This window comes from Aquiflexum sp., assembly GCF_041751335.1.
Classification (GTDB): Bacteria; Bacteroidota; Bacteroidia; order Cytophagales; family Cyclobacteriaceae; genus Aquiflexum.
In genome coordinates this window covers 1-12,592 of sequence record NZ_JBGSXS010000362.1, presented here as the reverse complement: position 1 = coordinate 12,592, position 12,592 = coordinate 1, and the positions used below count along the sequence as shown (strand labels likewise).

Sequence of the window (12,592 nt, the reverse complement as noted above, 5' to 3'; positions counted from 1 at the left end):
TCAACTTCCAGCTTTTTGGTTTTTACCGAGCCGCCATCTGAACTGATCTTTATTTGTGTATCTGCTTCTTTTTCAGTTTTGACTTCGATTGTAGTCTCTTTTACAGTTTCCTTTGCAGGCTTGTTATTACAGCCAAAGGCCAACGATAAGGCTAGGAAGCCTAATACTCCTAAGATTTTCATAATGCTATTTATAATTTCTGTGAATGGAAAAGATGATCCAAAAAGACAAATTTGGATTGGGTGTCTCTTTTTCCATCATAAAGGTGATGACAATAAAGGACAATAGCTAAATATTATTTTTATCCATGCCAACACTCATCCAATCCGCAGGACTGCATCAATTCATTGTTGAAAATGTTTTGTGTTTCCGGAGACATCACCCTTGATCGCTGTTTTTTCCAAGTGTCTAATCGATCTTTTCCATAAATGTACTGCAACCTTTCCGGTGTGAGTACCCTGTTAATTTTCCCCCAATGAATACTGTAATTGATTCCTTCTGCCTCAAAAGCCTCCAACATCAATTTATAAAACTGATGGTTAATAGCTGCATCAACACCATCCAATTCCATCACCACAGATTTTGGGAATTTGGTGAATCCAAGCGTTGCGTCTGATCCTTTCACAAACCTAAAGGCAAGAATCCCTGCAAGCTTGCAGCCTTTATTGATATCAAGGCAATGTTGAAGGGCCTTGATCACATCCTTTGTATCCAAACAAATGGCAGCACTGAAAACCTTTCCCCTAAACCGTGTATTGGTAAACGTTTCACTGATGGTTCCTATTAAATCCTCAGGTCTACTGTATGCCATATCAAATAAAGAATTGACCAACTTGGGTACCAAAGCTCGGTTCAGAAACCCTACTGCAGACTGAACTCCATCCAATGCTGATTGAATCAAGCCCAAAGTATCATCTCCATAAGTAAAACCATCTGTGATATGATCAATTTTTTTATAGTCATCTCTATAGGCGACTTTGAACATTGACCTGAAATAGGCACCTTTTTCCGGTTGATCAAATTCAAAGTCATGCGGATTTACAGCCATTTCAAAATGGTATAAATGATTTGCAGGATCATTCCATGTATATTTTAACTTGTCTTGGATCAAATCAAAATCCATGTTAGTGACTGCCTCGGCCATTTTTTGGTCAAAAGGTAGGCGTTGCAGTTTTTGTTCCAAAAGAAACTTATCCTCCACTTCCACCAATACCCCATGGATAACTCCAAAGCTTCCAAAACTGACCAGAATGGCATTGAAAAGCGCATCATCTATAAATACCTCTGCCCCTATCTTTTGATGAAAAATATTAGATGTGATTTTGCGGGAAGCTCTTTCCACATAAATATGTCTATCAGGTCCAGTGATGACATGTAACCCAACCACCATTTCAGGAAGCGCTCCTGAGAATACTGCCGCACCATGCGTTCCAGTCGAAAAAGCCCCGACAATGGTCTGTCCGTTGCTCCCCCCACTGACTTTAATACACTTTGCAGGTTGACATTGCTTTTCGAGGTATTCGTTGATATTGATGATGGTATTCCCGCATTGGAGAAAACGGTAATCCTCGGTTTTCCCACCATTATCCAAAAAATCCTGATCGAAATTTTCCCTACCCAATAAAAATTTATGTCGGAGCCTTTTGGTATTGATAAGGGCATCTTCACTGACCGCAGCTTTACTGAGAGACCATCCACTGCCCATAGCCCTGACATTCAGTTGTTTTTCAAGGCAATGTTTGATAATCCATTGAAAATTCTCTGTGCATTTATTGTACTGGGACAACTGGTCCAGATTTTGAAATGAAAGGTCATCCAAAAACATGTCAAATGATTGGTCTTCATCCAAAGGTTGGGTGAAATTCTGGTGTACATTGGTGAATTCCTTGATCTTCCAAGGTCTGACTCCGGCTGGATAGGGCATAGCTTTAAGGTTTAGATTTCTACTGGTTGGGGTTCTTCTGCACAACAGAAATACTCAATGGTTTGGGGAACAACAATTCCCAAAGTAATAAAAGATACAATGATTTGACCTGCATTGGTCTTTGCTGTGACTTGACAGATGGATTTACAACTGGATGCTGTCCTCACATCCACAGGCTGCCTCAATCCCCAAAAATAAGAAACCTTGGTTACGGTCGTTGGTACGGGGTTGTCAGAATCATATTTGGCTACTACCCTTAAGTTGGAACAGCCCGATAAAAGGAATATCAGACTGAAAAAAAATACGGCCAATTGTAGTCTTTGTCTTGGATCAATATTCATGAGCTGTAATTTAGAGGAGGTTAACAATCTAAAAATCAATCATTAAAGCGCATTAAATTAAACAATTTCGCGGGAAATGACAAGAAAAGTAGTTTTGAAAATCGCTAATTTGTTTTTTTCAAACATTTTGTTGATACTCATCTTTTCTTCTGTCCTCCGTCTTCCGTCTTTTTCACATCCCAGAAATTGCCATGTTACCTGAAATCCTCTTCCAAATAAGCAGGTCCTATGAAGAGTTCCTACCAATGATGGTACCACAAACTTCTATCTTCTTTTTTTATACATCAGTCTTCCGACATAGAATATCCTTCTCATCTCTATACTTCCCAGACTTCCTCAATCTTCCAATCTTCCCCCTCCTATTTCTCTCTCCATTTTTCCTTTTCTCCATTTTCCACTTATATTTATCGCCATGAAATTCATTCCTCTTTTAACCTTAGGGTTCTTGTTGTTTGTGAAACCTGCAACAGCCCAAACCCAACCTATTGGACTGATTGAAACCCCTAAAGGAAAAATTTATATACAATTATTTGATGAAACACCTAACCACAAAGAAAGCTTTATAGCGCTCGCAGATGCGGGCTATTGGGATTCCTTGACCTTCAACAGAGTGATTCCCAATTTTGTGGCACAGGGTGGATGTCCGGATACCGAAGATGGCTTCACTGATCCAGCGTTTTTGCTCGATCCTGAATTCGTCAGAGGTATCACTCATGTGTATGGTGCTGTAGGTGCTGGAAGAGATAACAACCCTGAAAAACTATCTGCAAGGTGTCAATTTTATATTGTTCAGAACAAAAATGGACTCCACAGATTAGATGGTGATTACACTGTTTTTGGACAGGTTATTAAAGGCATGGATGTGGTAGATAAAATTGTCTTTGAAAAAAGAGACGAAACTGATGCACCTATTACTCCTGTAACACTAAAGGTAAAAATAATTAAGCTCAGTAAAAGCGAAATTGAAAAGTTAGTTAAGTCTTGAAATAGTATTCCAAAAAGCAAAATAGAAACAAAATGACCCAAACGATAAGAATCCTCGTCGTTGGCTGTGGAAATATGGGAGCTTCACATGCCACTGCATACCATCAAATGCCAGACTTTGAAATATGTGGTTTAGTTGCCCGTGGTGACAGCAAGCAGAAATTGAATGAAAGACTTGGATCTGACTATCCTATTTTTGATGACTATGAGATCGCCCTTTCCAGTAGCAAGCCTGATGCAGTTTGTATTTCTACTTATCCTGATACACATGAAAAAATGGCATTGAAAGCACTGGAAGCGGGATGCCATGTATTTATCGAAAAACCGTTGGCCGATACAGTATTTGGTTCACAGCACATCATTGATGCAGCAAAAAGAACCGGAAAGAAAGTAGTAGTTGGTTATATTTTAAGGCATCACCCCTCATGGGAAAGGTTTATTGAGGAAGCGCACAAGCTAGGAAAACCCTTGGTGATGCGTATGAACCTCAACCAACAAAGTCATGGATATATGTGGGATGTACACAAAAACCTGATGGAGAGCCTTAGCCCAATCGTGGATTGTGGTGTCCATTATATAGATGTCATGTGCCAAATGACCAGGTCAAAACCACTAACAGTAACAGCAATAGGCGCAAGATTGACAGATGAAATCCCAAGTAGCAACTACAATTACGGACAGTTGCAGATTAGATTTGAAGACGGTTCGGTAGGTTGGTATGAAGCTGGTTGGGGTCCGATGATTTCTGACAATGCATTTTTTATCAAAGATGTCTTTGGCCCAAAAGGGGCTGTTTCTATACAGGCCAAAAGTGCAGGTGCCGCAGGAAAATCAGATAATGTGGATTCCCATACCAAAACTGAAAGCATCAAAATTCACCATGCTGAGATAGATGAAAATAATAATTTTATCCATGAGGATCAATGGATTGACATGACCGATGAACCTGATCATCAGGAATTATGCAACCGTGAACAGCGTTTCTTTTTAAAAGCCATTCAAACGGATATGGACCTGACAGACCATTTGGATGATGCGATCAACAGTCTTAGGATTGCTTTTGCCTGTGATGAATCGGTAAAAACAGGCAAAATGGTTGATCTTTAAAATTAATGTTCTTTCGATATGTACAATGAATTGGATTATTCCTGAATTCCTATACCATGCTTTCGCCTATGCAGCCGTATTTGGGGTAAGTTGGTATGCATACAGTAATAAAAGTCTCAAATTCTTTTCTAACAAAGGTTGGGCAGAGAAAATGGGATCGCATTTTTTGGTGATGGGTATAGGTATACTTGTGTGGGGTTTGCTGCCTTTCTTTATTTGGGGATCTGAATTTTCTGGAGAAACTCTTGCAGGAAAAAACCCTTTAGAAAATACACAATGGATTTTGGTTACTTCATTGGTGATTTTGGCTTCTCTTGTTGGCTATTCCCAATCAAAAAAACTTCAAAAAATAGACACCCTGTTCTTTTCCCCACCAATTCCCATGATCGTCATGTTGTTTTTCATTTTCCGGATAGGATTTCTGGCCGCTTATGAATATTGGTTCAGAGGTATTTTTCTGCATGACCTGCTTTTGGTATTTTCTTCTCCAATAGCCATTGGTATCAATGTGTTTCTTTATGCACTTATCCATTACTTTGCAGGTCCAAAGGAAGCTTGGTCAAGTATTGCTTTTGGAGTAATTCTTTGTTTGCTTGTAATATATACTGATGCAGTTTGGCCGGCCATTTTGATCCACCTCTCCCTATCCTTAAGTTTTGAATTTGGCTTTTTCCAGAAAGCATATAAAAGGTTATATTTTAGGTGAAATTGATAGAAACTAAAATTGAAAACCAAAAGCTTGGGTTTACCAGTTTTTACCAAAAAATCCTTTTTTGTCTGATTTTGAAAAAAAAATTAAAAAAAATATTTTTTTTTGAGGATAATTAATTTGCATTTCAAAATATGAAAAAATATTTTTATAGAATATTCTATTGTTAAACGCTATTTTTTTCAAATATTATTTTTATAATAAGGTTTTTTTCCACAAATTTATTACCGACTATCCTAGTCTTTCACCCAATTTTAACATCATTTTGTATTAAAAATGAAAATCGTCGACACCAAACGTATTTTCAGAAACTGTTTCTGGATTGCTTTATTTGCCTATGTATTTTTGATGCAACACCAATCTGTTGCCTTCAAAGACACGAACATAATAGTCGGGAAACCAAGTGCTGAACTTTCGGATTTAAAGATCAATACAGGTAAACTTGAACCAAGATTCCACCCCTCAGTTAAGGAGTATCAAGTTCATTTACCCTTCTCAAATTTTGTCCTTGACCTGATACCAATCACTGCTGATAATCAGGCTAGAATTTTTATTAAAGGGAAAGAAGTAAAACCTTCGGTTGCTTCCCCAAAAATCCTGATTTATCCGGGGAGCAATAAACTTCCCATACAGGTAATTTTGGCAAATGGAACCCAAACAACTTATAATATTGAAGTTCTAAGGTCCGCCCCCTTACTAGGTGAAGCAATTAATTTTTTTGTACAATTTGAAGATTGTGAGGAGTTTTTGGATTTGGACGATTGTAGAGCTGCCCAAACAGACTCCGACGGGGATGGCGTACCGGACTTTATGGATTTTTGCCCAGACACACCTATTGGTGAAGAGGTAGATCAGTCCGGATGTTCTGATTCACAAAAAGATACGGATGGAGACGGTGTTACAGACGATTTGGATCTTTGTCCGGGTACACCAACCGGAGTGATTGTAAATGAAGATGGCTGTAGCCCTGATCAGATTGATACTGATGGTGATGGCATTCCCGATTACCTTGATCTCTGCCCTGACACCCCAGAAGGTGAAGAAGTGGATGAGGTTGGCTGTGGCCCTTCTCAAAAAGACAGTGATGGAGATGGGATAATGGATGATAAAGATCTCTGTCCAGAAACTCCCGAAGGTGAAGAAGTGGATCAGGACGGTTGTAGTCTCGATCAGATAGATACTGATGGTGATGGCATACCCGATTATATGGATCAGTGTCCAGACACACCAGCCGGGGCAGCCGTAGATGAAAATGGTTGTGCATTGTCACAATTGGATTCAGATGGAGATGGGGTGACAGATGATCTTGACCAATGTCCTGATACCCCAGTAGGAGCTGAAGTAGATGAAAACGGATGTAGCCCAGACCAGATTGATACCGATGGGGATGGAATACCCGATTATCTTGACCAATGTCCTGATACTCCTTCCAGTGCACAAGTGGATGAAAATGGATGTAGCTTAGATCAAATCGATACAGATGGTGACGGTATACCTGATCACCTCGACCAGTGTCCTGATACACCTGCAGGTGCTCAAGTGGATGAAAACGGATGCGGACTTTCCCAGTTGGATTCAGATGGGGATGGAGTGACCGATGATATTGACCTATGCCCCAATACTCCTGCCGGAGCCCAGGTAGATGCAAACGGTTGTAGTTTGGATCAAATCGATACAGATGGTGACAGTATACCTGATCACCTCGACCAGTGTCCTAATACACCTGCAGGAGCAGAAGTAAATGAAAATGGATGCAGCCCAGATCAAATTGATACTGACGGGGATAGTATACCAGATTATTTAGACCAGTGTCCTGAAACCCCAGCGGGAGCAGAAGTAAATGAAAATGGATGCAGCCCAGATCAAATTGATACTGACGGGGATGGTATACCTGATTATATGGATCAATGTCCTGATACTCCTACCGGTGCAGAAGTAGATGAAAATGGATGCAGTCTCGAACAAATCGATACGGATGGTGACGGCATACCTGACCACCTAGACCAATGCCCTGATACTCCTGAAGGAGCTCAAGTGGATGAAAATGGATGTAGTACCGACCAGATTGATTCAGATGGTGACGGTATTCCGGATTATCTAGATCAGTGTCCTGACACTCCTGTAGGTGCTCAAGTAGACGAGAATGGTTGTACCCAAGATCAAATTGATTCTGACGGTGACGGAATACCTGATTATTTAGATCAGTGCCCTGATACGCCCGCAGGAGTACAAGTAGATGAAAATGGATGCACACTTTCACAATTGGATTCAGATGGTGATGGTGTGACAGATGATATAGACCAATGTCCCAATACTCCTGCCGGAGGTCAAGTAGATGAAAATGGTTGTAGCCCTGACCAAATAGATAGGGATGGTGACGGGATTCCCGACTACCTTGATCAATGTCCTGATACTCCTGAAGGAGTGCAAGTAGATGAAAATGGCTGTAGTCTAGACCAAATAGATACCGACGGAGACGGAATTCCTGATCACCTTGATCAATGTCCTGATACTCCTGCTGGTACAGAAGTGAATGAAAATGGCTGTAGTCTAGACCAAATAGATACCGACGGAGATGGCATACCTGATTACCTTGACCTTTGTCCTGATACTCCTACCGGAGCTCAGGTAGATGAAAATGGATGTGCTATTTCTCAATTGGATTCTGATGGGGACGGCGTGACTGATGACCTGGACCAATGCCCAAATACACCCGAAGGAGCTCAGGTAGATGAAAATGGCTGTAGCCCTGACCAGATTGATACTGATGGTGATGGGATTCCTGATTATTTAGATCAATGCCCTGATACGCCATCCGGAACACAGGTGGATGAAAATGGCTGTGCAATTTCACAGTTGGATACTGACGGGGATGGTGTGACCGATGATTTAGACTTATGTCCTGATACACCAGCAGGAGCCCAAGTGGATGAAAACGGATGTAGTCCTGACCAGATTGATTCTGATGGGGATGGCATTCCGGATTATCTTGATCAATGCCCAGATACTCCTGCCGGCGTTGATGTAGATGAAAACGGATGTGCAGTGGATCAGATTGATACAGATGGGGATGGAATACCGGATTACTTAGATCTGTGTCCTGATACGCCCATTGGAGATCAAGTTGACGGCAATGGATGTAGTCTGGATCAAATTGACACTGACGGTGATGGAATTCCTGATTACCTCGATCAGTGTCCTGATACTGCTGCCGGAGCTGAAGTTGATGAAAACGGCTGTAGCCTTGACCAAATAGATACCGATGGAGATGGCGTTCCGGATTACCTTGATCAGTGCCCCGATACTCCTGTAGGTGCACAAGTGGACGAAAATGGTTGTGCCCTATCTCAAATAGATACAGATGAAGATGGTGTGACCGATGATCTGGACTTATGTCCTGATACCCCCGCAGGTGCTGAAGTGGATGAAAATGGATGTGCGCTATCACAGTTGGATTCAGATGGGGATGGGATTACAGATAATGTTGACAAATGTCCTAATACACCAGCTGGCATGACAGTGGATGAAAATGGATGTGCCCTTTCACAAAAAGATACAGATGGAGATGGAGTGACAGATGACATGGATTTATGTCCTGATACTCCGGAAGGTGCCGAAGTAGATCAATTTGGTTGTTCATTGGTAGAACCTGAAATCATTGCAGTTGTGGATTTTGAGGATGGGGAAATCATAGAGGTTCCTTGGGGTACCCTGTTCGATGCATTGGGACTGCCTGACCATATTTTAGTTGAAACTGATAATGGCAATTGGGTTTATCTACCTATAATTTGGGAAATCAGAGATTACGATCCCTTCCAAAATGGCCCATATATATTGACAGGGACTATTGTCATTCCCAATAGTTGGGAAGATCAAACAGACAGGGCACCAAATATCATCGTAGTAGTCCTACAAAAAGACAGTCCTCTAGATCTGGTATTGAGCAACGATATTTTCACCCATGATGACAATGGCGAACCAGTATTTGTTGGGGAATTCACGGTAATTGATCCCATTGATGATATCCATATCATAGAACTTGTTCCAGGAGCTTTGGATAATGGCCTTTTTGTTATCATCGACAACCAACTGTATTGGAACAACACAAGTCTAAGACCCGGAGAAACAAGCTTCACCGTCTTGGTAAAAGTGACAGACAGAGATGGAAACATCTTTGAAAAAGAATTTACCATTACAAGAAGAATCAATGAACTGAGCGATTTGGAAATTCCAAACACCTTCACACCTGATGGAGACAACATCAATGATGAATGGGGAATGACCAGCCTCAAAATCTACAAAACCGTAAAAATGCACATTTTCGAAAGAAGTGGATTAAGGGTGTTCTTCACAGACAATGCTGATAAAAAATGGGATGGTACTTACCTAGGCAAAGAAATGCCCACAGGTACCTACTACTATGTCATCGAAATTGAAGACACCAAAGAGTCCAGAAAAGGTGTCCTTAACCTCTTGAGAAAATAAAAATACATAAGGGATCTTTTAAACAAGGATCTCTCAAAATTGAAGTCAATCTGTTATCAGATAAGTTTAACATCAACATGAAAAAAGTCTATCTCTTCTTTTTTTTAGCGCTGTTGCCAACAATAGTGGTCAACGGTCAATCACGGAAATACGTCAGTCAATTCAATCAGCTTCAAAGCTATTTCAACCCATCACTGACAGGGTATGAAGGTTCTATAGTTAGAGGATTTGTAAGAAATCAATGGGCAGGCCTGGATGGTGCTCCAAAAACCTATTTCCTATCTGCAGAATTTGATCCTGCCGAAATCAGAAATGTAGATGATGCAGCAGTATTGGGTAAAACTGCGTTTGGCTTCAATATGGTTCATGATAATTATGGCCCATTTGTGGACAATGAATTTCTATTGAGCTATGCATCAAGAATCCAATTGGGCACAGCAACCAATTTAAGATTGGGAGGTTCTGTAAATTACAATACTGTAAGACTTGACGGGAATAACTTGACCACCGAAATGGCAAATGACCCGACTGTAAATCAATATGTCAACAGTTTTGCCAATATGAATATTGTTGATTTCAATCTAGGAATATCCGTTACCCATCAGAATTACTACTTCTCCTATGGAGCCCAAAATGTCAATCAGGGTAGATTGAGCAATGGCGACGTATTTATGGATAAAAAACCATTGATAAGTATTTTTCAAACTGGTTTTAAACAACCCATCAACCAAAACCTTTCCGTTTATTCTCATGTGATGTACAGAATTCAATCGGATCTTCCTTCCAATATTGAATTCAATGTTAAAGCCTTGTTAATGGATAAATTTTGGCTTGGCATAGGTCATAGGGTAGATTATGCCACCAATTTTCAATTGGGCTTCCTCATGTCCAAAGTCAGGTTTGGTTATGCCTATGAAATTCCCGCGCAAAGGTCATTTATGATTTCAAATCCTACCCATGAATTTATGGCTTCCTTCTTTATTTTCAGAAAACTCGAAAACAGAAGCGATATAGGTAACTTGATTTGGTAATCTATAGGTATAATAAAAAATCAATTGGCTTGAACCAATACAGGGATGGTTGTGCTGGATGGAGGGACAACATCAAATGGTTCAGAAGAGGACTGTGGCACCGGCGCATTGGAAAACAACACCTTACCGAAATTACTTAATGCTGGAACATCTAAAATCCTGATACTAACCGCAGGCAAAGAAGAATCGCTTCCATCTGTTCTTTCCCTGACACTCAATACCTCAAAAGCTACCATTCCCAAATTTGCTCCTTGGAGATTACCTTCCAAAGGAGAATAATTGATACTGATATCGCTGTCATACACAACAGCTAGTACTTTATATCCAACAAGCATTTTTAGGCCCGTGGCCCTAAGTGGGGTGACATCAGGAATCTCGTCCAATAAAACTTCCCTGTCATCGTCAATATTTGGTGAACCAAGTCCGGGTCCCGGAACAAGATAATTTTGGAGACCATTCTCTGTTGGACCAGCATTGACCCATCTGTTTGGAATGGTTTTCAGTGCAAACCAACCCTCATCCCCTACTTCACCTGAATAAAGCTCAATGGTTTTGCCAACATTTTCTTTAAAATATTTCAATTGTTCCCTTTGTCCGATGCGGGCAATTTGATCATTGACATCCATGTCAGTGAGATCATTAGGTTCGTTGCCATTATCGATGCTATTTTCATCGATAACAAGAAAAACTACGAAGTCATTTGAGTCGGGATCGTTGTCATTTTCAGAGCTTGTCATACAAGATCCCAATAATATAAAAACAAGCAAGGTATAAACACTATATCTTTTTAACATAAAACCTACTGATTAATAACGAAATACAAGGGATCACCTCGAAATCAATTTACATGCCAAAAGTAATTTTTAATTATTTTATTTTTTCATTTTACATATATTGCCTAGAAGATCAGAGGAATATGAAAAACAGTGATTCCTGCTTGATCAAATATTTTATCAGAAAGAAATCAAGATCATCATGAAAACCATAGTAATTACAGGCGGAGCTAGTGGAATAGGTTTGGCTATTACCAATCTTTTTGTTAAAAAAGGGTTCAGGGTATTCTTTCTGGATTATAATAAAGAAAACGGAAAATCAACGGAGGGAAGCCTCAAAAATCAGGAGGGAAATGCCACCTTTCTTCAATGTGATGTTTCCTCATTGAACGATGTTAAAACTGCTTTTGACCAAATACCTGACAAAATCGATGTTCTGGTTAATAATGCAGGAATATCCCACATTGGTAATTTAGAAACAACATCTGAAGAAGATTTGGATAGGTTGTTTCAAGTCAATGTCAAAGGGGTTTTCAATTGCAGTCAGACAGCCCTACCCAAATTGAAAGCAAATAAAAGTGGCGTTATTATCAATATGTGTTCAGTGGCCGCAACTATAGGTCTCCCGGATAGATTTGCCTATTCCATGACCAAGGGCGCAGTATTGTCGATGACCCTTTCCATTGCTAGGGATTATGTAGCGGACCAAATCCGCTGCAATTGCATATCTCCTGGGCGGGTCCACACCCCATTCGTGGATGGGTTTTTGGCCAAAAACTATCCCGGACAAGAAAAAGAAATGTTCGATAAACTAGCAGCCACCCAACCTATAGGAAGAATGGGTAAGCCAGAAGAAATCGCGGCCATGGTATATTATCTAGCTTCCGAAGAGGCCTCCTTTATCACCGGAAGCAATTTCAATATTGATGGAGGGTTTCTGGGACTGAAGGCCTGAGGGAGAAGGATGAAGGAGAAAGGTGAAGTGATGTACAAAGTACCATCCGCCACGTCGGACAAGTTGAACAAAGTAAAAAGGGGCCTCACATCTTGTTTCCCGAAAACTCGGAACAGGCCTTTTCTTGTTTTCCCAAAAGTCATTGGACAGGCTTTGTCGTTGTTCTTGTTTCTCCTATGTTTGAATCGAATTGTTAAATTACATAATAGTGGTGAGAGATGGGAGCAAATTTGTTTCTAAATAGCCATCAATAAAGGTATATTCTAGCCAAGATATAGCCCCA

The 12,592-nt window shown here is 40.4% G+C and carries 10 protein-coding genes; 6 read left to right on the top strand and 4 right to left on the bottom strand.

What is annotated here, in order from left to right; all coding sequences use genetic code 11:
• The 3 genes from ACEW8U_RS19760 to ACEW8U_RS19750 form a co-directional block, all read right to left on the bottom strand.
• Window positions 1-182 (bottom strand): hypothetical protein (locus tag ACEW8U_RS19760; protein WP_373523783.1); only part of this gene is annotated, 182 nt, incomplete at its 3' end.
• A gap of 119 nt (window positions 183-301) precedes the next feature.
• Window positions 302-1,924 (bottom strand): FAD-binding protein, encoded by a 1,623-nt coding sequence (locus ACEW8U_RS19755; protein ID WP_373523782.1) that lies wholly within the window; start codon window positions 1,922-1,924, stop codon window positions 302-304.
• Between the two features lie 11 nt (window positions 1,925-1,935).
• Entirely contained in the window at window positions 1,936-2,265 is a 330-nt protein-coding gene (locus ACEW8U_RS19750; protein WP_373523781.1) for a Bor/Iss family lipoprotein, read from the bottom strand.
• Between the two features lie 412 nt (window positions 2,266-2,677).
• Between ACEW8U_RS19750 and ACEW8U_RS19745 the strand changes: the two genes are divergently transcribed.
• The 5 genes from ACEW8U_RS19745 (at window position 2,678) to ACEW8U_RS19725 (ending at window position 10,581) form a co-directional block, all read left to right on the top strand.
• The gene (locus ACEW8U_RS19745) at window positions 2,678-3,250 is read left to right on the top strand and encodes a peptidylprolyl isomerase (RefSeq protein ID WP_373523780.1); all 573 of its coding nucleotides are present in this window, start codon (window positions 2,678-2,680) and stop codon (window positions 3,248-3,250) included.
• A gap of 32 nt (window positions 3,251-3,282) precedes the next feature.
• On the top strand, window positions 3,283-4,356 hold the full coding sequence (locus ACEW8U_RS19740) for a Gfo/Idh/MocA family protein (protein ID WP_373523779.1): 1,074 nt from the start codon (window positions 3,283-3,285) through the stop codon (window positions 4,354-4,356).
• Window positions 4,357-4,381: 25 nt separating this feature from the next.
• Window positions 4,382-5,062 carry a CPBP family intramembrane glutamic endopeptidase gene (locus tag ACEW8U_RS19735; protein WP_373523778.1) on the top strand — a complete coding sequence of 227 codons (681 nt, stop codon included), beginning with the start codon at window positions 4,382-4,384 and terminating at the stop codon, window positions 5,060-5,062.
• Window positions 5,063-5,341: 279 nt separating this feature from the next.
• Window positions 5,342-9,550, top strand: a complete 4,209-nt coding sequence (locus ACEW8U_RS19730; protein ID WP_373523777.1) for a thrombospondin type 3 repeat-containing protein — start codon at window positions 5,342-5,344, stop codon at window positions 9,548-9,550.
• A gap of 77 nt (window positions 9,551-9,627) precedes the next feature.
• On the top strand, window positions 9,628-10,581 hold the full coding sequence (locus ACEW8U_RS19725; RefSeq protein ID WP_373523776.1) for a type IX secretion system membrane protein PorP/SprF: 954 nt from the start codon (window positions 9,628-9,630) through the stop codon (window positions 10,579-10,581).
• 20 nt (window positions 10,582-10,601) lie between these two features.
• On the opposite strand, the gene ACEW8U_RS19720 is transcribed toward ACEW8U_RS19725, so the two are convergent.
• On the bottom strand, window positions 10,602-11,375 hold the full coding sequence (locus ACEW8U_RS19720; RefSeq protein WP_373523775.1) for a hypothetical protein: 774 nt from the start codon (window positions 11,373-11,375) through the stop codon (window positions 10,602-10,604).
• A gap of 181 nt (window positions 11,376-11,556) precedes the next feature.
• Here ACEW8U_RS19720 and ACEW8U_RS19715 point away from each other — a divergent pair, with 181 nt between their 5' ends.
• Window positions 11,557-12,309, top strand: coding sequence for an SDR family NAD(P)-dependent oxidoreductase (locus ACEW8U_RS19715; protein WP_373523774.1), 753 nt, complete (start codon window positions 11,557-11,559; stop codon window positions 12,307-12,309).
• Window positions 12,310-12,592: the final 283 nt, after the last annotated feature.